Source organism: Caulobacter sp., from assembly GCF_039596335.1.
GTDB lineage: Bacteria > Pseudomonadota > Alphaproteobacteria > Caulobacterales > Caulobacteraceae > Caulobacter.
Window position 1 is genome coordinate 58,580 of the sequence record NZ_JBCNJZ010000013.1, and the last position, 24,769, is coordinate 83,348.

Here is a 24,769-nt window from a genome sequence, read left to right on the forward strand (position 1 = left end):
CATGGCTTGAGCAGCAAGGCGCGTCGCCAACGTGGGCGTCGCCGCGCGGGCGCACCGGTCGCGCCGGGTGACGTCCGGAGCGCGAAGCGGCTTTATCAAGCGAGGTTCTCACGCCTCGGCGCCGCGCTTTCAGCGACGCGGCTTGAGTCTAGAACGCACGCCGCGTCGATGGCAAGACAGGGGCCGCGGTCGGAGGGAAAGGACCAGGCGATGGGCTACAAGATCACCGGGACGAACACCATGGGCGCGGTGACGACGAGCCGAGAGACGGCCGAGGACGCCTATGCGGTCGGCCGGCAGTTCGAAGCGCAGGGCTCGACGCGGGTGGTGATCGAGACCGCCGACGGCACCCGTTACAACGTGGCGGACTTCTACCGCGCCATGAGCACCGGCCAGCCGCTCTGACCCCGCGGGTCGCGCCAACGGGCGTTCGGCTGTCCACATGCAATCGATGCGGGTGGCGCTTGGCTTAGTCGCCAGTCTATCCTCGCCCCCATAGGGGGAAGACAGGATGGTTGAAGCAGCAAGCCGCGGTTCGGTCTGGCGTCGCTGGGAGCCGCATGTCCACGCGCCGGGCACCCTGTTCAACGACCAGTTCGGCGGTGATCCGTGGGCGGACTACCTGACCGGCCTGGAGACCGCCGACCCGCCGATCGAGGCCATCGGCGTCACTGACTACTACAGCGCCGACACCTACCGCGCCGTGCTGGCTCATCAGCGGCAAGGCCGCCTGGCCGGCGTCCTGCTGTTCCCGAACGTGGAGCTGCGGCTGGACATCGCCACGGTGTCGGGCAACTGGGCCAACATCCATCTCCTGGTCAGCCCGGAGGATCCCGACCACCTCGCCGAGCTCGACCGGTTCCTGGGCCGCCTTTCGTTCGAGAGCTTGAACGACAAGTTCAACTGCACCGCCGAGGACCTGGCGCGGTTTGGCCGCAAGCTGGATCCGGCCATCGTCGACGAGCGCGCGGCCCTGCGCCACGGCGCCTCCCAGTTCAAGGTCAATCTCAGCAAGCTTCGCGACGAGTACCGGGCCAGCGCCTGGGCCAGGACCAACATCCTGATCGCCGTGGCCGGCTCCAAGACCGATGGCACCTCGGGCGTGCGGGAGGCCGGCGACACCACTTTGCGCCAGGAGATCGAGTGCTTCGCCCACGTCATCTTCGCCAGCAGCGTCGCCCAGCGCGAGTTCTGGCTGGGACGCAAGGCCGACAGCCCCGAGCAGATCAAGGCCCGCTATGGCGGCCTCAAGCCCTGCCTGCACGGCAGCGACGCGCACGACCCCAAGCGGCTGGCCAATCCGGAGGGGCGGTTTTCCTGGATCAAGGGCGCGGCCGTGTTCGACGCCCTTCGCCAGGCGGGCATCGATCCGGAAAGCCGGGCCTATGTGGGAACCGCGCCGCCGGCGGGCGCGCCGCCGTCCCAGGTGATCACCGAGGTGCGCATCCAGGACGCGCCCTGGGCCAAGACCCCCTCCATCCCGCTCAATCCAGGCCTGGTGGCCATCATCGGCGCGCGCGGGTCGGGCAAGACCGCCCTGGCCGACCTCATAGCCGCCGGGGCCGACGCCCTGCCCGACCCCTCTCATGAGGATCGGCCCAGCGCGTCGTTCGTGGCCCGGGCCGGATCGCTTCTGGACGGGTCCAGCGTCGCGCTCGACTGGGGCTCGGGTCAGACCATGACCCGATCGCTGACCGACATGGGCCCCAGCTTCGCCGGCGAGCGGGTGCGCTACCTCTCCCAGCAGTTCGTCGAGGAACTCTGCTCGGCCGAGGGGATGACCAACGCCCTCTTGACCGAAGTCGAGCGGGTGATCTTCGAGGCCCACCCGGTCCTCGAACGCGACGGCGCCGTGGACTTCGCCGAGTTGCTCGGCCTGCGCGCCGATCGGTTCCGCCAGGCGCGCCAGCGCGAGCAGCAAGGACTGGTCGTGCTGTCCGACCGCATCGCCACGGAGCTGGAGAAGAACCGGCAAGGTCCCGGCATCGCGGCGTCCATCACCCTGAAGGAGAGCCAGATCGCCGGGTACGCCGCCGATCGGGCCAAGCTGGTGACGCCGGGCAGCGAGCAGCGGGTCGGACGCCTGACCGAGCTGACCGCGGCGGCCGAAAAGGTGCGCGGTTATCTGCGCCACTTCGCGAACCAGGATCAGGCCCTGCTGTCGTTGCAGGACGAGGTCAAGGATTTGCGCGACAATCAGGCCCCCGAGGGCCTTCGCGCCCGTCAGGCGACCTATGCCGCCGCCAAGCTCAAGGACGACGACTGGAACGACTTCCTGGTCGACTTCACCGGTGACGTCGACGCCCAGATCAACGCCCACCTCAAGCGCTGCAGGGAGCTGGCCGCCTCCTGGCGCGGAACCGCCCCGGCGCTCCTGACCGATCCGGCCACGCCCTATGTCGGCGACGGCGCCGACCTGACCCAGCTGCCGCTCGCGATCCTCACCGCCGAGATCGAGCGCCTGCAGAAGCTGGTGGCGGTCGACACCGACACCCAGCGCAAGTTCGAGACCCTGTCGACCAAGATCGTCCAGGAAAGCGCCCTGCTCGAGGCGCTGAAGGAGCGCCTGGTCGACGCCAAGGGGGCGGAAGCCCGCGTGCGGGGCCTGCTCGACGATCGCGCCGCCGCCTATCGCCGTGTCTTCGAGGCGCTGTCCGCCGAGGAGGACATCCTTCGCGCCCTCTACCAGCCCCTGATGGATCGCCTGGCGACGGAGACGGGCACGCTCAAGAAGCTGACCTTCTCGGTCGCGCGGGTGGCCGATGTCGCCCAATGGGCCAAGACCGCCGAGGAGCAGCTGCTGGATCTTCGCCGTCAGGGGCCGTTTCGCGGCCGGGGCAGCTTCCTGGGCGCGGCCGAGGCTATGCTGAAGGCGGCGTGGGAAACGGGTGATCCGCAGGCCGTCAGCCAGGCGATGGACGGGTTTCGCGATCTCTACCAGGCCGACCTTTTCGAACACGCCCTGGTGGCCCGCACCGACGCGGCCGCCTACCGGGCCTGGACCAAGCGGTTCGCCCAGTGGCTCTATTCGACCGACCATATCGAAATCCGATATGGCATCGAATACGACGACATCGACATCCGCAAGCTTTCGCCCGGGACGCGGGGGATCGTCCTGCTGCTCCTCTACCTGGCGCTCGACGAGGCCGACGACCGGCCGCTGATCATCGACCAGCCCGAGGAGAACCTCGATCCCAAGTCGGTGCATGACGAGCTGGTCGAGCTCTTCATCGCCGCCAAGGCCAAGCGCCAGGTGATCATGGTCACCCACAACGCCAACCTCGTGGTCAACACCGACGCCGACCAGATCATCGTCGCCCATGCCGGCCCCCATGCCCGCGGCCAGCTGCCGGAGATCACCTACCGCTCCGGCGGCCTGGAGAACGCGGCCATCCGCAAGGACGTCTGCGACATCCTCGAGGGCGGCGAGGCGGCGTTCATGGAGCGGGCCCGGCGGCTGCGGGTGCGGCTGGACCGCTGAGGCCTTTCGCCTGGCTCAGGAGTGATGCGTCCCGGCCAGAGGGGTTACCAACCATCCCCGGGATCGGCCCCTTCCAGGGGCGCGCCGCCAGCCTCGGTGCGGAAGATGTAGGGGCAGTTCCTCAGCCGCAGCAGGGTGTCGCTGTAGCCCAGGGCGTGAAGGCCACCGGCGATCTTGGGGTACTTCTTGACCTGGATCTTGTTGTGCTCGGGCTTGAAGAGGTCGATCAGCGCCGCCTCGAACTCGGTGGTGACCGCCGCGTCGTGGGGGTGCGCCCAGCGGCGCCTGAAGGCTTGCCAGCGCGGATCGGCCGGATCGTCGGGGTGCCGGAAGATGTTTAAGTGGGGCGGATCGGGCGCAGCCGCATCGGGCCCGTCGCGGACGCCGGCGAGCTCCTCCAGGTGCACGACCTCCAGCGCGAAGATGGTGATTTCCAGCGACGGTTGTGAATGGTCGACGCCTCTTACCTTCTCGTTGATCAGGATTTCGAGAAAGCGTCGATGGGCGGCCAGCCGCTCCCAGAGGCTCTGGTCGTACGCCTTGCCGATGTAGTGGATCTCAAATTCCATGAACCGTTCGGGGTCTCCGGCGAAGGGAACCTTCAGATCGTGGGCCAGGGCCTCGAACAGCAGCTTCTGCGGGCTCCACCAGGCGCGTAGCCGCTGGTCGCGGTCTAGAAGCTTGATACTGCCGGCGCGGTCCCAGGGCGGCGGCGCCTCCTCGGCGTCACGGTGGAAGCCGCATTCCAGCAACATCGGCTCGCCGGGTTCGAAAAGCCCGAGGCGCAGCGGGTCAATGATCCCCTTCACCGGCGGACCATGGCCGTCATTGATCTCGAACTTGACGTCGCCGCCTTCGGCGCGGACCCGATCGAACCAGAGGATCGGGCGCTGGGCGATGATGTAGACCGTCGCGTCCTGCAGGCGTTCTCGCACCGCCGCTTCGGTCTTGAGCTGGTTGAACTCCCAGGCCGACACCGGGGGATAAGGGATCTCCGCGACGATCCGCGCCGCTTTCATCCATTCGAGTTCGGTGTTGGGATTGGCGTCGGCGGCGGCCTTCGGATCAGCCGGCATCGACGAACCTCCAGAGCTTGAACTGGTCTTCCAGGCTCATCACGACTTGGACGAAGGCGGGCGTTTCCTTGAGGCTGGCGGCCAGCACCTGGGAGAGGCTCGCCAGGGTGGCGGCCTGGCGCTCGCTGAGAGACTGGCGGATCGCGTCCAGGCTGTCGCGGTCGTGGATGACAACGAAGCTGAACAAGCGTCCCAAGAGCCCCACCGTCAGGTCAGCGACCTGTATTCCGGCTTCATCATGCGAAACGGCGAAACGATAGCCCTCATAGGGCGCCCCGCGATCGAGGATCGGCTGGCGCAGCATCTCAGCCTCGATCAACTCCTCGACGTCCAGAACGTGGTGGCTGTGTTTGAACAGGCAGATGCGCTTGACGAAGAAGGTGGCGAACCGGTCGATCAGCACGTTGGCCTGCTCGTCTTCCAGGAACGGCAGGCGTTCAAGCGAGTAGGCGATCTGCAGCACGCCCTTGAGCATGTCGTAGTTGAATTCGGGGAAGACCGCCACATTCTCCTCCAGCTGGACGAGAAGCTCGGCGATGAACGCCTTGCGGCGCGCCCGTCCCACGTCCGGATAGTTGTAGCGTCCCAGCAGATCCACCGTGCGGTCCGGGTCGAGACGAAGAAGGCCGTAGAGGTCGTTCTTGAGGTGGTCGCGCGCGGAGTTGAGGCGCCGGTCGCGGCGCTCGGCCAAGATGGAGTCGATGACGTCGACGATGGACCAATAGAGGGGGTCCAAGGCGAAGACGTGCAGGGTGAGGTGTTCGGCCAGGAGCCAGTCCAGGAAGGCCCCGACCTTGGGTGAGGCCAGGGCCTCGAGAAACTCGCCGTCCGCCAGGTGCTTGAACTTCAGTTCGCGCACCGAAGGCTGCAGGCGCAGGTCCGCGCGGAGCCGCGTCAATTCGATCGGCTTGGGCGCCCCGGGATGGGCCACTCCGCCCAGCACGAAGACCTTGGGCTGTTTGACGTTCAGCCCATCGGGCCGAATGTGCAGGCGACGGATGTTGTTGGTCTCGTCGTAGTAGAGGGTGAACACCGCGTTCAGACGCGGCAGTCCCATGGCCAGTTCGACCTCGCGTATCTCGTCGATGTCGATCACAGCGGCTCTCCTGTCGAGGGAAGATTGGCCCACAGGTCGGCCTGCGTCTGGCTGAGAGCGACCAGGACGTCGCTGGGCGCGGCGCCGTCTCGGCTCTCGACGGCGCGTAGGCCCGTCAGCAAGGCGTGGGTGGCCAGCACCAGGGCCCGCTGGGCGCCGTCCGCGTCCGGTCCGGTGACGTGGCCCGACCAGGTCCCCTCCCCGTCGCTTGCCAGGTGTTTGGACAGCGAGTGGAGCGAGGCGTGAGCCGCGCCCGAGGACAGCATCTTGTAGGCGAAATAGTCCGCCGGACCGCCGCCCCGCTCGGCCAGAAGCGGGAGGCTGATCGGCTTGGCGCCCTTCAGGTCCGCATCGGCCCTGGCGATGCGGGCGCGCAGGCTCGCCGCCAGGGCCTGGCGGCCGGAGCGGTCCTGTTGAAGATCCTTGAGCAGCGCCCGGTCGCGGGCCCTCTGGCTGAACTGCTCCTCGGCGGTCAGGGCCGCCACGGCCTCCTGCGGCGTGCGCGCCAGATAGCCCAGCCAGAAGGCGTTCTCCAGGACCCCGCGCGCCAGCGTCTCGGCGTCGACGGCCATGCCGCGCTCGGCCAGCAGGACCGCGCCCTGGAATCCCGAGAGGCTGCGCATCAGCAGGCGGGTGGTCAGGCACACCGGGTCGTGGGTCGAGCGGCCGTGGCAAACGCGCTCCAGGCCGTTCATCAGCCCCTGGCCGTGGCGGCTAATGTCCTCAGCCAGCGCGAACCACGCGGCGTGCATCGCCCGGAGCGACGGGGTGAAGGCCGCGATGGCCGGGGACAGGAACCCCTCGGCGCGGATCGACAGGATGGCGGGATGGTCTTCGAGTTCGGGGCGCATCGAGCGGCTCGGAGAAGGGCCGGGCGGCGCGAGGGACGTCGCCGGCGGAAAGGGATGGGACGCGGCGGCGGGACTTGAACCCGCGACCTCCCTGCCCATAGTCTGGCGCGTCACCGTCCAGTCCATGTCGAAAACAGGGGCTCTATCCTGGCTGAGCTACGCCGCGTCAGGGAGGAGGGCTGGGGTCCTAGTCCTCCTCGGTGGCCACGAGGGTGAGCTTGGGCTTGGGGGCGCCCTTGCGGGCGGCCTTGGCCTTGTTGATGGCCACCCGTTCGGCGATGTCGGCGATCTTCTCCTCGGCGAAGGGCTTGGCCGCGGCGATCAGGCCGTCCAGGTGGTAAATATTGGTCTTGCTGCCGGTCGGGGTCTCTCGCCGCTCCTCGCGGTGGACATAGCCGGCCTTTTCCAGAGCCGCGATCCGGCGCTGCACCGTGCGCGGGTCCAGGTTCATGGCCTGGGCGATCGTGCCCTTTGAGGGATAAGGCTTGCCCTCGGCCTTCCACCACTTGGACGCCAGGTGCATCAGGATGTTGACGTCGACGGCGTCGAGGCCCAGCTGGCGCTGGTTCTCGATGATCACGGTGGGGAACACCGTGTAGCCGGCCTCGATCAGAGGCTTGGACCACTTCTTCTCGTTCGTGCGCAGGTCCGCGTCGGCGGCCTTGCCCTTTTCCTTGGCGCTCATCGCTTCGGCTCCGGTCTTGCTGAAACCGATATGAGCCCGCGCCGGGCCCGGCGCAACTTCGAGGGGGAGGCACGGGCGCCCCCCGGTTGCGGGAATCTGGGAATGAGCGACAGGGCATGCAGCTCCCACGGGATACAGCATGGCGGCAATCTGCTTGGTCGGGCGTGGGGGTCTCCCGCTGGGGCGACGGGGTTGCCTGGGGGGCGGGCGACGCCGAGGTCTTCCCCGGGAGGCGCTGGCGCCCCGGGGTGGGCGCGAAAAAACGTCCGCCGGGCGGGGTTGGCGGTGATCCTACGGCGAAATCGGCGGGATTTCCATCCGGGGCGGCCGGCTTGCCAGGAGCGCGACGACCGCCAATATTGCCAAGTCTAGTGGGCGCCCTGGCGGACGTGCGACGCCAGCGGGCCTTTTTACTTGAACTTAAAGGCCGAAAGGCTATTTATAAGGGGTCACGGGCCGCCACACGATCCACCTTCGGGTGGAGTGCAAAAGGGCGGTCCTTCTCGTTTGAGATGGCGCTTCCTCCCTACACCAAGCCGCACGCCACGCCCACCGACTGGGTCGCGCATCTGCGCGCCCGCGGTCTGGTGGTGCCTCGGCCCAATGTCGCGGCCCGCAAGATCGAGCGGGTCGGGTACGAGCGCCTGCGCATCTACTTCATCGCGCGACGCCAGACCCATTTGCCGGGAAAGCCGTTCCGAGCCGGCACCACCTACAACCAAATCCTCAACCTATATGATTGCGACCGGCGCCTGCGGGCAATCTGCTTCGACGCCTGCGGTGACTTCGAGCTGGCCTTCCGCAACAGCATGTCCGAGGCCTTGACCCGCGCACACGGCAGCCATCCCCACAAGGCCGAGGACGCCTTCAAGGACGGCAGCTCACGCCGTGTAGCCCTCGACCAGCTGTCGACTCTCTACGCCAAGTCCAGGGACGCGCGCGCTCACAACTACATGGCCAAGTACAGCGATCCGGTGCTGCCGCCATTCTGGACCATGAAGGAATTTCTGACCTTCGGGGCCGCCGTGAGGTTCTACGCCCTTCTGTCCAATCCGATAAAAGCCGCCGTGGCCCACGACTTCGGCATGCCCACCCACGAGGTGCTCACCAACTGGCTGGAGTGTCTGGTCGATCTTCGCAACGTCTGCGCCCATCACGACCGACTGTTCAATCGGATCTTCCAGAAACAACCGAGCCGCTTGCGCCGTCAGAACCTGCCGACCGCTCCGGTTAACAAGCTGAAGGCGCGGTTGGAGTGCCTCGATCACCTGCTGACCAGCCGTGGATTGACGGGCGGTCGGGTCGCGACCGTGCAGGCTCTGCTCGCCCGCTATCCGGACGTTCAGGCCGCCGAGGTCGGCTACTGATAGAGCAGAAGGGGCGTCGCCGCCTTCGGCGGCCGGGCTCTAGGCGGCCGAGCCGCCCCAAGCCCCGCCCTGGCTGGCGCGTCGGCGGGTCTTGGCCCTGGCGGGTCACGATCCCTGACGCGGGCTGTGGCTGGGGCTAGCGCTTGAGGTGGAACGTCATCGCCGCGGCCGTCACCTGCAGCAGCAGCCGCGCCTCGTCGCGGCTATAGACGTGCTGGCTCAAGGCTCCGCCGTCGTCGTGGTGGGCCAGCTGCGTGGCGTGGCGGGCCGAGGCGAACAGCAGTTCAAGGCGTTCTGGAAAGGCCATGGTCTTGGGGTCGGCGGGCGTCTTGAGCTTTCCCTGGGGACCGAGCTTGAGTCGTTCATAGGCGAGCCGGCACGTACCGACGCAGTTCTGGTAGTCGCCGTTGTGAAAGGCGTTCTCGGCCTTCTCGAGCTGGCGGGCGATCACCGCGTCGTCCTTGCCGCCGAGCGACAGCGGCAGGCTCGTCTCGAGCAGGATCACGCCAAGCGCGCCCGCGCCTTTGAGCTGCGCGATCTAGTCCGACTGCGCGATCGTGTGATAGCCGTCGCCCTGCAGGGACGAGTGACCGACGAGGTCGTCGGCGAGCCCGCCGACCCCGAACGGCTGCAGCTGCAAGGCCAGGGCGCCGCCGTCGCGCAGGTCCTCCAGCGCGAGCATCTGGCGCGGTGTCAACTGCGCCTGGAAGTCGAGGGTGCGTTGGCCCTGGCCGTTCGTTTGCGCCACGCGCGTCGGCGCGCTCGCGCGCAGGGTCGTCAGCCGCACGCGGTTTTGGCCGGGGGGTGGATGTAGAGTTCCAGGCCGTCGATGGTGATCCAACGCGGCGCCGGGGGCTGGCCTGGAAAGGCGCTTGGTGGCGTCGGCGCGATCTCCGTCGAAACCACCAGATCGAACGCGCCGACCGCCGCGCGCAGCCCGACCGCGCGCACGCTCAGCGCCGCGACCTTGTTGTGCTCGAGCATCAGGTCCATGGGATCGTCCTAGCCCTCGCCGGCCGCGCGCTTGAGGTCGTCCAGTCGCTGGTCGCAGACGGTGCGCACCAGGCCGATCAACTGCTCGGCGCTGGCCTTCAGGTGCTCCAGCTCGTCCTGCGTGATGTGGAAGGTTTCCTGGTTGTAGCGGGCGTCGACATAGGCGCGCTTGAGCTTGCCGAACGGCTTGCGCGCCGCCCGCGTGTCGCGCGGCCAGACGGGGACCAGCGACGGGGCCTTGGCCTCCGCCAGGCCGCGCAGGAACAGGATGTTGTGCGAGCGCGGCGCGTAGAAGCCGGTCAGCAGCAGGATGGCGATATAGGCCGCCTCGACCGTCTGGTGCAGGTTGAAGGCGGCCTTGTGAGGCCAGTCCAGCTGCTCGCCCTTCGACATTTGGAAGATCGCCGTCTCGAACGAGGTCTGGATCGTGTCGAAGATCTTGCGATGGTACATCGTCGCCAGGTCCAGTTCGGCCTGGGGCGTCAGGGGCTTGGGCGGGTGGAAGGCATGGCCGGGCACCTCGTAAAGGACGACGCCCTGCTCGATGACCTCCCGAAAAAAGTACTGGCCCGCGTCGAGGGCGGCGTTGATCTCGCCAAGGTCGTGGACGATCAGGTTGACGATCCGCCCAATCGACGGGTCGTGGGCGACCTTCTCCTCGGTCTCGTACCAGTAGTCGGCGATATCGGTCAGCTTCTCGTCGCTGACCACCACCAGGATGTCGAAGTCGGAGAGATAGCCGTTGTGCGGCTCGTCGACGAAGTCGCCGCGCGCGTAGCTGCCAAACAGGATGATCTTGTAGATCTTGGCCCCGCGCCGCCACGGTTGGGTGCCGCCGGCCACGGCCGTCTCGAAGCCGGCCAGCAGGTGGCCGACGATCTTGTCCAGCTCCCGGTGCTGGCGGTCGGGCAGGTAGTCGAGATTCGAGTTCATCGCCTGCGATTCTGGCGTCGTCGCCCGGTCGTCACAAGCAAAAGCGACGTTTCGATCGTCAGGCGTCCAGGATCAGGGCTTCGAGCGCTTCGATCTGTCGGACCAGCTGCGAATTGGCCCCGACCGTATCGGTGAATTCAGCCTCGATCGACGCGAAGAAGGCGTCCCGGTCAATGTCCTCGCCCGCCTTCAGACGCTCGGCGCAATCCTGCAAGGCGCGCGAGAGCCTGGGGGCGGCGCGGCGGGAGATGGTGTTGACCAGCTCGGCGAGCTCGTCCGATCGGGGGTGCGCCTCGATGAAGGTCGCGTGTGGAACCACGAGGCCCGGCGGATCCATCAGCTCGTCGGTCAGCGCCAAGGCGCCGGGACTGATGAGGGTTTCGGACAGGCCCAGGACCACGGCGCAGGCCTCGGAACAGAGTCGGCCGGGGGCGAGCGGGTCGTCGGTCTCCGGCACGTAATCTAGCGGCTGGGCCAAGGCCTCGATCGCATCGGGCATCAGATCCTTGATCTGCTGCAGCTTGACCCGGGAGGCGTATTTGCGCCCCAGCTCCGAGGTGACCTCGGCCCAGACGTCCGTCGCGGTCCGCGGCGCGTGGCGTCGGCGCACCAGGGCCTGGCCGTCGATCTCAAAGCCGATGAACGTCTCGGACCCGGAGCGGTAGCGGGCGATCGGTCGGGCCTGCAGCATGATGGCGCGCAGACCGACCTGCATCCAGGTGAGCCGGGTCACCGCCAGACTGGCATGTCCGAAGACGCCGCCCTCGGCGCCGGCGGCGATCTTCGGATCACCCGGTTCCAGAAGCACGTCGCCGGGAAGCAAGGGCGTGGCCTTGATGATCGACATGGAGGTCCTTGGTCCGCGTGTCGCCGGTCGATCAGCCGCTCCGGGAGTTGAGAAGGCGCTTGATAGACACCCGCCAGCGTCTTTAGCCGAAGCCTGGACATAACGCTGGCCTCCCGGGCGCGCCCCGATGGGGCGGGGCCTGGATCGAGGATCTAGCCATTAGGGGGCCGTGAGGCCTCTGCCAATACTGAAGAATCTCAGTAGCGGTCGCCGTCCCGGCCGGAGGGGAAAGAGAGGGGGTGGGTCTGCGCGCCGTGTGAGGCGCGAGCAGACGAGGATCTCCCATGCCGTCTTCCCCCTGGAACGCCGAGCGCGTCACAACCCTCAAGACCCTCTGGCTGAACGGCTCTAGCGCCGCCGAGATCGCCAAGGCCCTCGGCGGGGTCTCCCGCAACGCCGTCATCGGCAAGGTCCACCGCCTGGGGCTGTCGGGTCGCATGGAGCCGTCCGCGCCGCGCCGCAGCCGGCCGGACCGTCCGGTGGCCAAGGCGCCGAGGCGGCCGGGTCCGCCAAAGCCCCCTCCCCCGCCCGCGGCGCCGGCCGTTCGCAGACGCGCGGCCCCGGCCGAGCCCGTCGAAGCCATCGCCCGCATCTTCGACGCCACGGCGCTGACCCGGCGTCTGTGCCGCTGGCCGGTCGGCGATCCGAAGGTCCCCGGCTTCGGCTTCTGCGGCGCGGCCGTCCTCGCCCAGGGCCCCTACTGTCCAGGACATCACCAGGCGGCCTATCCGCCGCGCCTGCAGGTCGAGCCCGACCGCCGATGCGGGCGGGAAAGGCGGCGGGCGGGGGGCCGGATCGTGGGGTGACCAGGTCCGACGGGGGCGGCGGCCCTTGGCTCCAGCGACCTCGCCACCGGCCGGCCCCGGCCACAAGGGGCGCTGCGCTCAAAGCCCTTGTGGCCGGGGCCGGGCCGTCGGCGCGGGGGGCGGTCGGGAGCCGAAGGGCTCGCCCCTCCCACCGTTCGAAGGACTGGTCCCATGACCGTCAACGCCCCTGCCCTCCTCACCGGCCCGCTCACCGCCTTCGAGGCTCAGGCCCTGACCCTGGACGATCCGCGGCCGCACCCGCCCGAGGACGCCCTCGTCCAGCTGGGCCACTGTGTGATGACCGAGCTGCTCGACCTCGTCGCCGACACGGCCCTCGAGGATTTCCAGACCACCCTGGCCGAGACGCTGATCGGCGCCTTCCATTCGGCCGCCCAGCGGATCGAGCGCGAGGCCGATCGGGCCCGCGACGAGCTCCAGCGCCAGGTCCGCGATTTCAACGGCTCGGAAGTCGCCGACACCGACCTGCAGGAGGCCACGCAGCGGACCCGCGCCGCCGACGTCGCCGTCCGGGCCGTGGAGATGATCCGCGACGCCGCGGCCCAGGCCTATGGTCTGGCCACCGGCGAGGCCTGGCAGCCCTGGCGCGGGAGCGTGAGGGCCTCGCGCCTGTCGGCCGCCCAGATCGAGGCCCGCGAGGCGATCCGCGCCATCAAGGCGCGGCGGACTCGCGCCGTCGACCCGGGCGCCGTGGTCGTGGGCTTCCGGGCCGCGCCCCACGCCGACACCGCGCTCGACGCCGGCAGGATCTTCGACGCGCTGAACTGGGCCCGCCAGACCTGGCCGGACATGGCCCTGGCCGTGACCGGCGCCCGGGGCGGCGAGAAGCTGGCCCAGAAGTGGGCCCGCTCGCACGGGGTCACGACCGTGCTGGCGCGAGCCGACTTCGATCGCAACGGCCGGGCCGCGCCCTTCCGGGCCAATGACGAGCTTCTGGAGCTCGAGCCGGTCTGCGTCCTGACCCTGGCCAATTCGCTGGACGCGGCGCGCGGCGCGGACCTCAAGCCGTTCGGGCCGGCCCTCAACCTGGCCCAGAAGGCGGCCGAGCGCGGTATCCGCTGCGTTTCGGTGAAGCTGCGGGCCTGAAGACAGCGGCGCGGCGGCCGATGGGTCGTCGCGCCGCTTTCGTGCGGGTCGGGCGCGCCGCCTCGTCCCTGGAGAACGTTAGGGTTGAAAACCCAACCCCGGAGGTTTTTGTTTCGGCCAGCGCTTGCCGCCGCGAAAGCCCAGCGACGCTAGACGAAGGACCGAGTAACAGTGGCCACCTCTCCCCCCGATTCCCGACCGCCCAATCCCATCGATCTGCATGTCGGGGCGCGCGTGCGCACCCGGCGCAAGGTCGCCGGGGTCAGCCAGGAGCAACTGGCCTCGGCTTTGAAGCTGACCTTCCAGCAGATCCAGAAGTACGAGCGTGGCGCCAATCGGATCAGCGCCTCCAAGCTCTACGAGATCGCCGCGTTCCTGAAGGCGCCGATCGCCTATTTCTTCGAAGGCCTGGCCGACCCGGCCGATGACCAGGCCGACGCCGCCGACGCGGTCGCTGTCCGCGCCGTGGACAGCTTCTTGAGCACGCCAGAAGGGTTCGAGCTTGCCGAAAACTTCGCCCGTATCGGGCCTGGGCGCGTGCGCCGGCAAGTTCTTCAGCTCGTTCGGGCCATGGCGGACGAGCCCGTCTAGCGCCGGAACCGATCAGGAACGGAATGCAACATCTACCGCTGTGACGGAGACGTCACCCTAGCTGTAGCGGTTGGCGATTCGTTCACATCGGCCCCCTCCCCTCGTCCCTGGGCCTCCGGAAACGCGGCGCTGCGCCGCCTTCCCTCTCCTCCCCCTCTCCGTCCGGTATCGGCGATGGACGCTCCAGCGCGTCGCCGAGGCCGCGCGGACGATCCCCTCAGCTCCTAGAGCGCCGGCCGTTGTGCGCAGCGCCCTGCGCGCCGTCGACGAGACCGTCCGCGCTCGGTTCAGGGCCAAGGCCGCCACGCGGGCGCACGGGCGTGATCTCGCCCTGGCGGCCGGAGCCCGCGTCTCCATCAATTTGGTTGGCGAGGCGGGCGCCCAGCGGATCGCGACCGTGCCGCAAGGTGGGATGGATCGGGTCGTCGCCGTGCGAGTGATCAGCCCCTCGTCCAGAGCGTCTTCGACGTCTTCGGCTCCTGGCCCGGAGCGCCGTGCGGACCCGCGCGATCGCTCACGCCATCCCTAGGGCGGGGCGGGCCGGGTCAAAGCCGACCTCGCGCGGCGAGGCGCGGGCCGGCGGAGCCTCCGGCCTTCCTTCGCTGTGCTCCGTGCAGGCCGGTGTCCACCGACCGCGGGCTTTGGCCCGGCCCTCCTGCCCCGCCCTTCCAGGACGCGTGATCGCGGCAGGGACCGCGAGCCGCCGGGGCCCTTCCCGGCGGAAGACGGAGAGAGACCATGCTGAACAAGGTTCAAATGATCGGCTTCACCGGCGCCGACGCTGAAATCCGCGCCACCTCGGGCGGCAAGGCCCTGGCGGTCCTGCGGGTCGCCACCAGCCGCTACACCAAGAAGAACGGCGACCGTCAGGACTTCACCACCTGGCACACGGTCGAGATCTGGAGCCCGGCGACCGTCAAGTGGCTGTCCTCGCGGCCCCTGCCGAAGGGCTCGAAGGTCTATGTCGAAGGCGAGATCCGCAACGAGCACTACACCGACAAGGACGGCCAGGAGCGCTACTTCACCAAGGTGGTGGTCGCCGGCCCGGGGCACGAGCTGAAGTCGCTCGATCGTCCCGAGACCAATCCCGAGCCGGCGGCCGAGGAAGAAGCCTGACGATCGGCGCCGCCCCGCCCCGGAACCGTCCGGGGCGGGGTTTCGTCGTCTCACAGTGAAGACGGTCGGTCAGCCGCCATGACCGGGCGCGGCGGCGCCCGACCCGTCGGCGGACCGAACTCAACGGTGGACGCCAGTGGCGTAACGCACACTTAAGGCCTATAAATGTGCGTCACATAGGTTCGGGGTTTTGACGCCCCTCGGAGGGCTTTTTGGACGCTTCTGCCGAAGCCCTGTTTCTGGCGCTCGCGCGGGCCGAGGACATGGTCAGCCGAGTCGATGCGCGCGCCCAGGCCTGCGCCTTCGCCGAGGGCTGGGCCGCGCGCATCGACTTCAACGAGGCCCACGCCTGGGGTTGGGTCAGCGGCGAGATCGTCGACATGGAGGACCTGGTGCTCCACGACGCGGAGATGGACGCGCGCCTCCCCGACCAGATGCTGCGCGCCACCTACGGCGTCGTGCGCGCCCGTCGCAAGGCGCGCCGGGCCGGGGCGGAGCTGCAGTCGGCGCAGGGCGCGGCCTGGCTGGCGGGCCGGCGCGGCGGCGCGCCCCAGGGTGCGCCGCCCCTGCCCGATCCGCCGCAGCCTTCCAGCGAGAGCCAGGCGCGGGACCTCGTCGCCGAGCTCGTCCATCAGCTGCGCACGTTGAGCCGGGGCGAGACGGCCGATCCGGACGAGGCCATCGCCGAATGGGTAGCCTGGAGCCATGGCCTTCCCGAGCGCGCCCCGGCCCTGCTCAGGGCCGCCGCGGCGGTCGAGGGGTGGCGCCTGGTCAATCCCCTGCCCCGTCAGAACTTCGTCGGCGGCGTCATGGTCGCCCAGGCGCTGAAACTCTCGGGGCGGACGCGCGCTTGCCTGCTTGGTTTCGAGACCGCGCGCCGGACCCACCTTCAGCCTCCGCGCGGCTTTATGGCTCCGATCCCGGTGCGGTTGGCCTATTGGCTGAGGATCATGACGGTCGGCGCTGAAACGGGCCTGGCGGAGATGAAGCGCCTGGAGCTCGCGCGACAGGTGGTGCTTCGCAGGATCGGTGATCGCCGCGCCAATGACCGGGCTGGTGACCTGCTCGACCTGCTGCTGGCCAGGCCCCTGGTCAGCGCCCCCATGGCGGCCGAGCATCTGGGTGTGGCCCCTCACTCGGCGCGCCGGCTGCTGAGCGGCCTGGGCTCGTCCCTGATGGAGGTCAGCGGGCGCTCGCGCTATCGGGCCTGGCGGCTCTAGCCTCGTGCCCGTCGCTCATGGGTAAATGTGGAAGTGTGGACTTGCCCTCTCGTGGAAGCGTGGACTTGCCGGCCCAGGCGAAGCGCCTCACCAAGGGGCAATGAGGATCGCCGGTGATGCGGAAGACCTCAGGTCCCCACCTCCACGAAAGTGGTAAGGGGTAAATGGGGAAGTTCCCCTTTTGTGGAAATCAGCATCTCCGCGTTCCCGCTTTTGTGAATTTCCGCTTCTCCGGTTTTGGGTGAAAGTGCGCTTGTGTAAGTGCGGCGTTGCGGAAGTGTGGGTGTCCACGCCTGGGCAAAATCTCGGATGTGGAAAACCGGTGATGCGTTTCTGTGGAAAAGCGGGTTTCCACGCTTACCCAAAAGGTGAAATGCGGACTTGGGTTAAAGGGATGTTCACCCTTTCCCCATATCCTCAAGTGAGCAAATGGGGTCTTCCCCAAGCGCCGAAATGTCCTCTTGTCCATTTCCACTGAAGGGAATTCCCCATGGCGGTCATCAGCGTGTGTTCGACGAAGGGCGGGGTCGGCAAGACCACGCTCGTGATGTGTCTGGCCGACGCCTTCGCCCGCCAGGGGGGCTCGGTTGCCATCGTCGACGGCGATCCCAACGGACACGTCGCCAGCTGGCGCGAGCGCGCCGGCGACGACTGCAAGGTCACCGTCATCAGCGAGGCCAACGAGACCAAGATCCAGGACGTCATCGCCAACGCCGCCAGCGAGTACGCCCTGGTGTTCGTGGACCTGGAAGGGGCCGCCTCGCAGGCAGTGACCTACGCCATCGCCGAAAGCGACATGGTTCTGATCCCGACCAAGATCTCGGGCATGGACCTGCAGGAGGTCTATCGCACCTACGAGGTGGTCAAGCGCGCCGAAAAGATGCTCAAGCGCGGCATCCCCGCGCGTGTCGTGTTCAGCCAGATGAACCCGCTCTATAGCCGGGTGGCCGGCCATGCCCGCCAAGAGATCCGCGACAACGACATCCCGGTGCTCAACACCGAGGTCATCCAGCGCGCCGCCTATCAGCAGATCCACTTCACCGGCATGACCCCGAGCGCGCCTGGCGGCGAGCCGAAGGCCGCCAAGGAGATCGCCGCCGTGCTGGCCGAGCTTCTCGAGGCGCTCGCCCGCCAGGCCCAGGCGGCCTGATAGGGGAGGGGAGGACCATGACCGACAAGACGACCCGCCCGAGTTTCCAACCCGCGCCCCGTCCGCGGCCGATCAATCCCGCCGGTAGCGCCGAGGCGCTGCAGGAGGCGACCCGCGACCTGGGCTTCACCCGCAAGACCAGCGCCGAGGAGGCCGCGCCGCCGGAGGCTCAGGCTCCCGTCGCCGCGGCCGCCAAGCCCGTGCCGGCGCCCGCGCCGGCCCCCGTCGTCGCGCCTCGGGCCGCGCAGCCGGCTCCGGTCGCTCCGGCCCCGGTCACCAAGATCGCGCCCAAGCCCAAGACGGCGAAGGTGGAGCCCGCGCCGGCCTTCGAGGACCGCGAGACCTCGATCAAGTTCGCGATCTCCGACGAGCTCTCCACGGCGCTGAAGCTGGACGCGGTCCAGCGACGGGTGACGGTGAAGTACATCATCCTCGAGGCCCTGGCCGCCAAGGGCTACCCCATCGACCTGGTCAACCTTCCCCAGGACGGTCGCCGGGCCAAGAAGTAGGTAAGTGTGGAAAGGGGGAAATAGGGAAGTTCGGCTTTACCCATCTCCCCAAGACCTCGGACCGAACGTTGCAGGTTCGGCGTGACGGCCAGTACGCCGACGAATCGCGTTAGGTCGGACCAATCGAAAGTAGGGCAGGGCGCATGACGGCCCCCAAAGACAGCAAGAACCAGTTCGACCTCTTCATTCCGTTGATGCGCGATCTTTCGCTGAAGGATCAGCGCGAGACGATGGAGCGGCCGTTCTTCTCGCTACAGAAGCGCAAGCGCCTCAAGCCCATCGAGTACAAGAGCGCCGACGGCGAGGTCACCGTGAAGGTCGAGGCGATGCCCGCCTACGGCATGGCCACCATCTGGGACGCCGACATCCTGATCTGGGCGACCAGCGCGCTCAACCGCATGAAGGCCGAGGGCCGCAACGACGTGCCCAGGACCCTGCACGTCACCGCCTACGACCTCTTGCGCACCATTCAGCGCGACACCGGCGGCAAGGGCTATGCCGACCTGAAGGCGGCGCTGGATCGCCTCGCGACCACGTCGATCCACACCTCCATCCGCCGGCCCCGCAAGGGCCACGACGCGCGCTTCAGCTGGCTGGACGAATGGGGCGTGGAGACCGACGGCCAGGGCAACCCGGTCGCGCTGCGCATCGTGCTGTCGAACTGGGTCTGGGAAGGGATCATGAACGAGAAGGCGGTGCTGACCATGCACCCCGACTACTTCCAGATCTCCGGCGGTCTCGAGCGCATCATCTACCGCATCGCGCGCAAGCACGCCGGCGACCAGGATGACGGCTGGACCTGCCGGGTCAGCCTGCTGCACGAAAAGAGCGGGTCCGACAGCGCGCCCAAGGAATTTGCGCGCATGCTGCGCAAGATCGTCGAGGCCAACGACCTGCCCGAATACGACATGGCCTATACGACGGCCGGCGACGGCTCCCAGGCGGTGCGGTTCATCCGCCGCTCGGTCGTCGAGCGCCTCCAGGTCCAGGCCGAGCTGGAGGTCGAGACGGCCACGCGGGCCCGCCGGGAGCGGGAAGATCGTCGCGCTGTCGAGCTCGATGGGCTGATGGAGCCCTGGACCAAGCGCCGGGTCGTGCGCGACGACCACTAACGGTCTATCGCACACCGCAATTGCCGATTCCTCATATTTTCAAGCGCTTGTTGCGAAGACCTCAAGTGGCGTTTCGGCCCTGAGGGACGGTCTTTCACACACCAGAGTCGCCCTCGGCGCCCGCCAAATTGGTAAACAGCGGGTTAAAACCGGGCGCTGACGTCGATTTTCAGCCCGAAAACGCCGGCTGCGGCCGTCGAAGGGACTCGTCGGGGTTTCACACACCCGATAGGACCCGGTTCGTCGGGGTTTCGCACACCATCTTGGCCTTCCTTCGGGGTTTCACCCACCGGCACGTCTCTGATCTGTCGGGGGAACGCCCACCGGGGGAGGGGCCGCCCCTCGGGGTTTCACACACCCGAGGCGAGGGCGTCGCGACGGGGTTTCACACACCATGGACGCGCTCATCGTTCGGGGTTTCGCACACCGCACGCTCGGGCGCCGCTTCGGGGTTTCACCCACCGTGCACTCGGCTTGGCTTCGGGGTTTCGCACACCGCAACCGGTCCGGATGTCGGGGTTTCGCCCACCGAGGCGCCTTCGCGGAAGCGCTGGGCCATCCAAGGGCGGAGTTTTGTCCCCTCGTAGGTACGCCCGATCGACAAAGCGCCCATTTGGCGGGGACTTTGCGACCTCAGCGGCCTGGAAGCGTCGGGGTTTCGCCCACCGGAGGGTCTTCTGGCCGGGTTCGGTGTTTCGCCCACCGGTCCAGCCTGTGGACAGCACGGGATTTCACCCACGCGCCACGCGGGGGAACGCCCACCCGACCTTCGGGGGAACAGACACCAATCCACGGGGGATCGCCCACTCGGGGTTTCGACAAACCACGGGAAAATATGGGGTTTTCAACCCTTCCGGGCCACTTAACTTATCTAACTTTGTACATAACACTATCTCTAACGGCGCAGCTGAGGCGCCGCCGGGAAACACAGGGCCAAAAGAGGGGCCCTGTTTCCCCGGCTCGGGGTCTGCGACCCAGGCCGGGGAAACCCGAGAAGTCCCACCGACCCCCGATTTCTCCGGAATTGCCGAAGCTATGGGCCTGGTGAGAGCCTTGGCCATGCATCGAGGGTTCCGCATCGCCTTGCTCGGCCTGATCCCCGCGCCGATCGCGGCGGTCCAAGCCTTCACACCGGCGCCGATGGTCCTGGTCAACACCTCGCCCAGCGAGCCGACCGGACTCTATATTCGCTCGCCTCGTTCGCCGGCGGTCGGGCGGATCATCGCCTTCCGTCCGCCGCCCGGCGCCTATCCCTATGTCGCAGACGCCATGCCCGAGCGCGCACGCACGAGCATCCTCAAAGCCGTGCGCGGCGGGGAAGGGGATCTCGTCTGCGCCAACGAGCGGCGCGTGCTCGTCAACGACCAGGTCTGGCCGGCCGCGGCGCGGTTCGATCGGCGCGGTCGTCTCCTACCGCAATGGCGCGATTGCCGGCGCCTGGCGGCCGACGAGGTCTTCGTGCTCTCGACGCGGATCCCCAACAGTTTCGACAGCCGCTACTACGGTCCTGTCCATCGGGCGGAGATCCTCGGCGTCTACACGCCGCTTCTCACCTCAGGGAGGCCTTCGTGAGCCAGGGGCGGGTCCTCGCCGGCGCGCTGGCCCTCGTCACCCTGTCGGCGGCTCCCGCTTGCGCCTGGGGCCAGGTCTCCGCCGAGCGGCCGGACCTTGCGCGGCTGCGGGCCGTGGTGGAGGCGCCCGGGGCGCGCGACGCCATCGCCCGGGTGACCTGGGCCGAGGCGGCCGGACAGGGCGACAGTGGCCTTGCCGGGGTGGTCTACACCATCCTCAACCGGCTCTCCGCCGGGCGCTGGGGGGAGAGTATCGACCAGGTCGTCAACGCCCGCGCCCAGTTCGAGCCGGTGCTGCGCGCCGGCGGCGACTGGCGCGCCCTGCCGGCGGTGCGTCCGGCCGAGCGCGCGCGTATCGACACCATCCTGAACCTGGCCCTGGAGGGGCGGCTGCCGGATCTGACGGGTGGGGCGCTCTTTTTCCAGAACCCCAAGATCGTGGCCGCGCGCGCGGCGGCCGGCACGGTGTCGCCCCGCCTGGTGCACTTCGGCGGGGCCGCGCCCAGCGTGGTGATTGGCGACCACGCCTTCTACCCGGACCAGGGGGGCGGGACGGCTGCCGCCCCGGTCGATCCCCTCGCGCCGGCGGGTGGCGCGATCTTTCCCGATCAGGGGCGTTCGCCCGATACGATCATTGTCGCGGTCCCAGCGCCCGGGTCCCCGGCGCTGGCCGCCGCGGGTCCGCGCGGCCTGATCGTGCTGCCGACCGGCGAGATCGTCGAAGACCCCGCACGGCTCGCCGCGCCCCAACCCTGAGCGACCGAACCGCGCCTTGGCAGGCTGCTGAGGGTATGGGCTGCCCGAGCCCGCGAACGCTTCTGCCGATCCTGCCCTGTCACCCGGTCCGTCAACCCGCTGGCGCGGGTGTCCCGCCGCGCGGGGCGCGGACGGTGACGGTCCGGGGCCCGACAGGCCCGGTCGACGAAGACGCTCATCGGGAGCGTCGATCGGAGACCAGACCCATGACCTTCACGCGCACTGAAAAGCTCATCGTCCTGATCGGGTTCAAGCTGACCCTCGTCGTCGGCTTCTTCGCCTGCCTTGGGCTGACGGCGTCCTTCTTCATCGGGCGTCCAGCCGGTCCCAAGGCCCTGGTGCTCTTCGGGGCGCTGCTGGCGGTCGATCTGGTGGCCATGGCCTATCTCGCCCTCTGCCAGGCGCTGGTCGGCAAGTCGCGCGGCGGGGAGGGGGCGTGAGCCCTCTCCTTGCCTGACGCTGGGCCAGGGTTGCGCCTCATCGGGGCGCGCCCTTCCTGAGCCTCGGCGCCCGCTCGTCTCCACGGGCCTGGCGCAGGGCGCCAGGTCCCGGTCGCCTCGGCGTCCACCCGAGGGCCCGCCTCGCTGGCGAGCGCCTTGATGGCGCTCGTCGCCGTCGACTGGCGACGGCGCGGCTTCGGCTACTGAGCCTGGAGGCGCCTCTTCCAATCCTACCCTGTCACCCAGCCCGTCAACCCGCTGCGCGGGTTTCCCTCCGGGGCCGCGCGAGCGCGACCCCTCCGGTGACTGGCCGGGGCCCGACAGCGGGGAAGGGACAAAGGCGCTCAAGGGGAGCGTCGGCCTAGCCGGAGATGTCCCATGTTCGAGTTCACCAAGACCACGTTCGATCACATCGACGACGACCTGATCGCCCAGCATCTGGCCAGCGGCATGCCGCGATATAGCAACACGCTTCATCTCTCCGGCGGCGGCTTCATCCGGCGCTGGACCGACGACGAGGCCGAGGCCCGTACCCAGTTGCAGGCCGACCGGGCCGACCCGAAACTGTCCTGGGCCATTGCATTCGACCACATGACGGTCTGGGCCTTGGATGTGGCCTTTCCGGCCAACAGCAAGTCGGCCGAGCAGCTGCAAGCCGAATGCGACGAGGCCCTGGACGCGATGTTCGAGCGGTGGGCAAACGCGGAGGAGGGGGCGCGCTAAGCCCCCTTTTTGCGCCCGCGACCCTCAGCGCCTGGCTCTGCGGCCGCGCCCTCCAACCTCGCCCGCGCCATGGCGTCGAAATCCGGCAGGGACGGCGCCGGCGCGCCTGGCAGCGGCGCAATGGCCAGCCCGAGCGTATCGGCCAGGGCCTTGCGATCTCGGGGGCGACTGACCCGTCGATCGAGCACGTCGAGCAGTCGCGCCATCAGCGCCGCGCCCTCGTCATCGGCCCGCGCCTCGGCCAGCAGCGCGCCGCCCAGCACGATCTTGGCGCGGGTCTCGCGCTTGCGCTCGGTTTGATCGAGCAGGGCTTCGAGGCGCTCGACCCTGGCCCTCCAGACCTGAAGGCGGCGTCCTTCGTCCTCGATCTGATCGAGCCGCGTCACATGCCCGCGATGCCGGGGCAGGGCGCCGGTCAGGTTGGCCAGAGCCGACTTGGCGCGGTGCTCGCGGTCGGCCAGCTGCACGGCGAGGTTCTGCAGCCGACGCGCCTTGGCGGCTGGGCTTTCGGGAGCGCGGCGGGGAGCGCGCTTAGGTCTGAAGGCGGCGTCCATCGAAAGGCTTCGGCTTGAACTGACGACGGATTGAGCGTACCCCTTCTCAGCACTTAGTGACAAGGGCGCAGTTATGCGTTGCGTTGCAATGCCTGCGACCGGGAGACCCGGCAGCCCGCCGACGCCGAAAGATCGGGGCGTCGTCTGGCGTCGAGCCAAGGGGCAAGCCCCTTAGCGATCCCGTTCGCTGCGCGGCTAGAAGATCGGGCGCTCCACGCCCAGCAAGGGAAGGATCCAGTGGCCCACTATCGGCTGGAGATGAAGGCGATCAAACGCAGCGACGGCCGCTCGGCCGTGGCCGCGTCGGCCTATCGCGCCGCCGGCAAGCTCTTCGACGAGCGCCTCGAAATGGTGTTCGACTACACCGACAAGGGCGGGGTGGCCTTCAGCGGGATCATGGCTCCGGACGCCGCGCCCGCTGAGCTGCAGAACCGCGAGCGGCTATGGAACGCGGCCGAGGCGGCCGACAAGCGCGCGGACTCGCGCACCGCCCGCGAGATCCTGGTGTCGCTGCCCCACGAGCTGTCGGACGATCAACGCCATGACCTCGTCCGCGCCTTCATCGCCGAGAGCCTGGTCGGCAAGGGCATGATCGCCGACTACGGCATCCACTATCCCGACGCCCACGGCGATGAGCGAAACCATCATGCCCACATCCTGGTGACGACCCGCCGTGTTGGCCCGGAAGGCTTCGGCTTGAAGGCTCGGGAGTGGGACAACCCGGATGCAGTGAAAGCGCTGCGCCTGGAGTGGGAGCAGATCCAGAACCTGCATCTGCGCCAGCATCTTGGTCAGGAGGCGCCGCAGGTCACTAGCCGCAGCCTGAACGACCAGGGCCTGGACCAGGAGCCGACCATCCACCTGGGACCGGCCGCCTCGGGGATGGAGCGACGCGGCGAGGCGTCCGATCGTGGTGACATCAACCGCCGGGTCCAGACCCGCAACGCCGAGCGCCAAACGCGCCCAGGCCAGGTGCGCGAGCTGGAGGACCAGATGGCGGCGGGGCGTCCGCGCCAGGCCTATCCGATCGATGCGGTGATCCGTGAGTTCGAGGCCATCCACCAGTCCATGGTTCGTGAGCGCGACAGCTGGGCCCGCGCCCAGGCGCGCGTCGCCGCGCCGATCGAGGTCCCGACGGCACGGTCCGTGGTGAGCGAGGTGATGGGCGACGCCTTCTCGCGGCGGGCGATGGCGGCCCGGCGGCTGGACTGGACCCAGAACCGGATCGAGCGGGGCAGGGCGCGTCGCCAGAGCCTGATGCGATGGGTCCGAAACCCGGCCCGGATGATCTGGGCGGCGCATGCCGAACTGAACGCGATCGATCGCGCGCGGGCGGCGGACCGGCGCGCGGAAATCGACCTCAAGGTTCGCCAGGAGTGGCTGCGCAGCGAGGCTGGCCAGGCCTATCTCGCATCACGCCTGGATCCTCCGCGGCAGGCGGCGGCGGATGCGCGGCGCGAAGCCCGGACCCTCGAGCGCAAGATCAAGCGCGCCGACCGCCGGATCGAGGCTGTGGCCCGCACGCGGGTCAAGCTCCTGGTGGCCCGCGAGCTTGGACATGACAGCATGGTCGCGCCGACAAGGATGGATCTTGGCGTTGGTCAAGCCGTGCGGGAGGTCGATCGCCGCGTCGTCGATGTGGTCAAGGCGCACGCGCCGGTCGCCCAGGAGCGGGCCCTGAGCAAGGTGATGGCGCTGGTCCAGGGCAAGATCCCCGGCATCGGACCTGAGCGATAGCGCCAGCGCAGGCCGGGGCGACCCCTAGAGAATTGCGGAATTGGCCGCCGG

The 24,769-nt window shown here is 68.6% G+C and carries 26 protein-coding genes and 1 tRNA gene; 16 read left to right on the forward strand and 11 right to left on the reverse strand.

Annotated elements, in window-relative coordinates:
• Positions 1–210 precede the first annotated feature (210 nt).
• Entirely contained in the window at positions 211–405 is a 195-nt protein-coding gene (locus ABDW31_RS22970; protein WP_343699621.1) for a hypothetical protein, read from the forward strand.
• Between the two features lie 106 nt (positions 406–511).
• Positions 512–3,481 (forward strand): TrlF family AAA-like ATPase, encoded by a 2,970-nt coding sequence (locus ABDW31_RS22975; RefSeq protein ID WP_343699622.1) that lies wholly within the window; start codon positions 512–514, stop codon positions 3,479–3,481.
• Positions 3,482–3,525: 44 nt separating this feature from the next.
• On the opposite strand, the gene ABDW31_RS22980 is transcribed toward ABDW31_RS22975, so the two are convergent.
• The 5 genes from ABDW31_RS22980 to ABDW31_RS23000 form a co-directional block, all read right to left on the reverse strand.
• A complete protein-coding gene (locus ABDW31_RS22980) occupies positions 3,526–4,557 on the reverse strand; it encodes a hypothetical protein (RefSeq protein ID WP_343699623.1) in 1,032 nt (343 codons plus the stop codon).
• On the reverse strand, positions 4,547–5,653 hold the full coding sequence (locus ABDW31_RS22985; RefSeq protein WP_343699624.1) for a DUF3800 domain-containing protein: 1,107 nt from the start codon (positions 5,651–5,653) through the stop codon (positions 4,547–4,549). The genes ABDW31_RS22980 and ABDW31_RS22985 overlap by 11 nt, the downstream gene beginning before the upstream one ends.
• Positions 5,650–6,504: a DUF5677 domain-containing protein gene (locus ABDW31_RS22990; protein WP_343699625.1), complete on the reverse strand. Its 855-nt coding sequence runs from the start codon at positions 6,502–6,504 to the stop codon at positions 5,650–5,652. The genes ABDW31_RS22985 and ABDW31_RS22990 overlap by 4 nt, the downstream gene beginning before the upstream one ends.
• Positions 6,505–6,563: 59 nt before the next feature.
• Positions 6,564–6,670 (reverse strand) — tRNA-OTHER (locus ABDW31_RS22995).
• Between the two features lie 21 nt (positions 6,671–6,691).
• Complete coding sequence (locus ABDW31_RS23000; RefSeq protein ID WP_343699626.1) at positions 6,692–7,189, reverse strand: helix-turn-helix domain-containing protein; 498 nt, start codon at positions 7,187–7,189, stop codon at positions 6,692–6,694.
• A gap of 512 nt (positions 7,190–7,701) precedes the next feature.
• Between ABDW31_RS23000 and ABDW31_RS23005 the strand changes: the two genes are divergently transcribed.
• Positions 7,702–8,556 (forward strand): Abi family protein, encoded by an 855-nt coding sequence (locus tag ABDW31_RS23005; RefSeq protein WP_343699627.1) that lies wholly within the window; start codon positions 7,702–7,704, stop codon positions 8,554–8,556.
• 136 nt (positions 8,557–8,692) lie between these two features.
• Here the strand turns inward: ABDW31_RS23005 and ABDW31_RS23010 are convergent, their stop codons facing one another.
• Genes ABDW31_RS23010 through ABDW31_RS23030 form a run of 5 tightly spaced genes read right to left on the reverse strand, consistent with a single transcriptional unit; the run spans position 8,693 to position 11,329 of the window.
• Entirely contained in the window at positions 8,693–9,061 is a 369-nt protein-coding gene (locus ABDW31_RS23010) for a hypothetical protein (protein ID WP_343699628.1), read from the reverse strand.
• 33 nt (positions 9,062–9,094) lie between these two features.
• The gene (locus tag ABDW31_RS23015; RefSeq protein ID WP_343699629.1) at positions 9,095–9,304 is read right to left on the reverse strand and encodes a hypothetical protein; all 210 of its coding nucleotides are present in this window, start codon (positions 9,302–9,304) and stop codon (positions 9,095–9,097) included.
• A 29-nt stretch (positions 9,305–9,333) separates the two neighbouring features.
• Entirely contained in the window at positions 9,334–9,549 is a 216-nt protein-coding gene (locus tag ABDW31_RS23020; protein WP_343699630.1) for a hypothetical protein, read from the reverse strand.
• 9 nt (positions 9,550–9,558) lie between these two features.
• The gene (locus tag ABDW31_RS23025; RefSeq protein WP_343699631.1) at positions 9,559–10,482 is read right to left on the reverse strand and encodes a HEPN domain-containing protein; all 924 of its coding nucleotides are present in this window, start codon (positions 10,480–10,482) and stop codon (positions 9,559–9,561) included.
• Between the two features lie 58 nt (positions 10,483–10,540).
• Positions 10,541–11,329 (reverse strand): hypothetical protein, encoded by a 789-nt coding sequence (locus ABDW31_RS23030; RefSeq protein WP_343699632.1) that lies wholly within the window; start codon positions 11,327–11,329, stop codon positions 10,541–10,543.
• Between the two features lie 284 nt (positions 11,330–11,613).
• On the opposite strand from ABDW31_RS23030, the gene ABDW31_RS23035 reads away from it, so the two are divergent.
• From ABDW31_RS23035 to ABDW31_RS23090, 12 genes are all read left to right on the forward strand, one after another.
• Positions 11,614–12,135: a GcrA family cell cycle regulator gene (locus ABDW31_RS23035; RefSeq protein WP_343699633.1), complete on the forward strand. Its 522-nt coding sequence runs from the start codon at positions 11,614–11,616 to the stop codon at positions 12,133–12,135.
• Between the two features lie 171 nt (positions 12,136–12,306).
• A complete protein-coding gene (locus ABDW31_RS23040; protein WP_343699634.1) occupies positions 12,307–13,239 on the forward strand; it encodes a DUF2493 domain-containing protein in 933 nt (310 codons plus the stop codon).
• 171 nt (positions 13,240–13,410) lie between these two features.
• Entirely contained in the window at positions 13,411–13,830 is a 420-nt protein-coding gene (locus tag ABDW31_RS23045) for a helix-turn-helix transcriptional regulator (RefSeq protein ID WP_343699635.1), read from the forward strand.
• Between the two features lie 738 nt (positions 13,831–14,568).
• Positions 14,569–14,946 carry a single-stranded DNA-binding protein gene (ssb, locus tag ABDW31_RS23050; RefSeq protein WP_343699636.1) on the forward strand — a complete coding sequence of 126 codons (378 nt, stop codon included), beginning with the start codon at positions 14,569–14,571 and terminating at the stop codon, positions 14,944–14,946.
• Between the two features lie 212 nt (positions 14,947–15,158).
• The gene (locus ABDW31_RS23055) at positions 15,159–16,166 is read left to right on the forward strand and encodes a helix-turn-helix domain-containing protein (protein WP_343699637.1); all 1,008 of its coding nucleotides are present in this window, start codon (positions 15,159–15,161) and stop codon (positions 16,164–16,166) included.
• A 490-nt stretch (positions 16,167–16,656) separates the two neighbouring features.
• A complete protein-coding gene (locus ABDW31_RS23060) occupies positions 16,657–17,316 on the forward strand; it encodes a ParA family protein (protein ID WP_343699638.1) in 660 nt (219 codons plus the stop codon).
• Positions 17,317–17,333: 17 nt separating this feature from the next.
• Complete coding sequence (locus ABDW31_RS23065; protein WP_343699639.1) at positions 17,334–17,825, forward strand: hypothetical protein; 492 nt, start codon at positions 17,334–17,336, stop codon at positions 17,823–17,825.
• Positions 17,826–17,968: 143 nt separating this feature from the next.
• Positions 17,969–18,937 (forward strand): replication initiator protein A, encoded by a 969-nt coding sequence (locus ABDW31_RS23070; protein ID WP_343699640.1) that lies wholly within the window; start codon positions 17,969–17,971, stop codon positions 18,935–18,937.
• Positions 18,938–19,996: 1,059 nt separating this feature from the next.
• Positions 19,997–20,509 (forward strand): S26 family signal peptidase, encoded by a 513-nt coding sequence (locus ABDW31_RS23075; protein WP_343699641.1) that lies wholly within the window; start codon positions 19,997–19,999, stop codon positions 20,507–20,509.
• A complete protein-coding gene (locus ABDW31_RS23080) occupies positions 20,506–21,264 on the forward strand; it encodes a cell wall hydrolase (RefSeq protein ID WP_343699642.1) in 759 nt (252 codons plus the stop codon). The genes ABDW31_RS23075 and ABDW31_RS23080 overlap by 4 nt, the downstream gene beginning before the upstream one ends.
• A 206-nt stretch (positions 21,265–21,470) precedes the next feature.
• Entirely contained in the window at positions 21,471–21,704 is a 234-nt protein-coding gene (locus tag ABDW31_RS23085) for a hypothetical protein (RefSeq protein ID WP_343699643.1), read from the forward strand.
• Positions 21,705–22,082: 378 nt separating this feature from the next.
• A complete protein-coding gene (locus ABDW31_RS23090) occupies positions 22,083–22,427 on the forward strand; it encodes a hypothetical protein (RefSeq protein ID WP_343699644.1) in 345 nt (114 codons plus the stop codon).
• Here the strand turns inward: ABDW31_RS23090 and ABDW31_RS23095 are convergent.
• Positions 22,424–22,981, reverse strand: a complete 558-nt coding sequence (locus ABDW31_RS23095) for a hypothetical protein (protein WP_343699645.1) — start codon at positions 22,979–22,981, stop codon at positions 22,424–22,426. The two genes, ABDW31_RS23090 and ABDW31_RS23095, sit on opposite strands and share 4 nt — an antisense overlap.
• 237 nt (positions 22,982–23,218) lie before the next feature.
• Between ABDW31_RS23095 and mobQ the strand changes: the two genes are divergently transcribed.
• Positions 23,219–24,718 (forward strand): MobQ family relaxase, encoded by a 1,500-nt coding sequence (gene mobQ, locus ABDW31_RS23100; RefSeq protein ID WP_343699646.1) that lies wholly within the window; start codon positions 23,219–23,221, stop codon positions 24,716–24,718.
• Positions 24,719–24,769: the final 51 nt, after the last annotated feature.

Coding starts and splice junctions, on each gene's coding strand:
- ABDW31_RS22970 (WP_343699621.1), top strand. CDS start 211: ATGGGCTACAAGATCACCGGGACGAACACCATGGGCGCGGTGACGACG.
- ABDW31_RS22975 (WP_343699622.1), top strand. CDS start 512: ATGGTTGAAGCAGCAAGCCGCGGTTCGGTCTGGCGTCGCTGGGAGCCG.
- ABDW31_RS22980 (WP_343699623.1), bottom strand. CDS start 4,557: ATGCCGGCTGATCCGAAGGCCGCCGCCGACGCCAATCCCAACACCGAA.
- ABDW31_RS22990 (WP_343699625.1), bottom strand. CDS start 6,504: ATGCGCCCCGAACTCGAAGACCATCCCGCCATCCTGTCGATCCGCGCC.
- ABDW31_RS23000 (WP_343699626.1), bottom strand. CDS start 7,189: ATGAGCGCCAAGGAAAAGGGCAAGGCCGCCGACGCGGACCTGCGCACG.
- ABDW31_RS23005 (WP_343699627.1), top strand. CDS start 7,702: ATGGCGCTTCCTCCCTACACCAAGCCGCACGCCACGCCCACCGACTGG.
- ABDW31_RS23020 (WP_343699630.1), bottom strand. CDS start 9,549: ATGGACCTGATGCTCGAGCACAACAAGGTCGCGGCGCTGAGCGTGCGC.
- ABDW31_RS23025 (WP_343699631.1), bottom strand. CDS start 10,482: ATGAACTCGAATCTCGACTACCTGCCCGACCGCCAGCACCGGGAGCTG.
- ABDW31_RS23030 (WP_343699632.1), bottom strand. CDS start 11,329: ATGTCGATCATCAAGGCCACGCCCTTGCTTCCCGGCGACGTGCTTCTG.
- ABDW31_RS23035 (WP_343699633.1), top strand. CDS start 11,614: ATGCCGTCTTCCCCCTGGAACGCCGAGCGCGTCACAACCCTCAAGACC.
- ABDW31_RS23040 (WP_343699634.1), top strand. CDS start 12,307: ATGACCGTCAACGCCCCTGCCCTCCTCACCGGCCCGCTCACCGCCTTC.
- ssb (WP_343699636.1), top strand. CDS start 14,569: ATGCTGAACAAGGTTCAAATGATCGGCTTCACCGGCGCCGACGCTGAA.
- ABDW31_RS23060 (WP_343699638.1), top strand. CDS start 16,657: ATGGCGGTCATCAGCGTGTGTTCGACGAAGGGCGGGGTCGGCAAGACC.
- ABDW31_RS23065 (WP_343699639.1), top strand. CDS start 17,334: ATGACCGACAAGACGACCCGCCCGAGTTTCCAACCCGCGCCCCGTCCG.
- ABDW31_RS23070 (WP_343699640.1), top strand. CDS start 17,969: ATGACGGCCCCCAAAGACAGCAAGAACCAGTTCGACCTCTTCATTCCG.
- ABDW31_RS23075 (WP_343699641.1), top strand. CDS start 19,997: ATGCATCGAGGGTTCCGCATCGCCTTGCTCGGCCTGATCCCCGCGCCG.
- ABDW31_RS23085 (WP_343699643.1), top strand. CDS start 21,471: ATGACCTTCACGCGCACTGAAAAGCTCATCGTCCTGATCGGGTTCAAG.
- ABDW31_RS23090 (WP_343699644.1), top strand. CDS start 22,083: ATGTTCGAGTTCACCAAGACCACGTTCGATCACATCGACGACGACCTG.
- ABDW31_RS23095 (WP_343699645.1), bottom strand. CDS start 22,981: ATGGACGCCGCCTTCAGACCTAAGCGCGCTCCCCGCCGCGCTCCCGAA.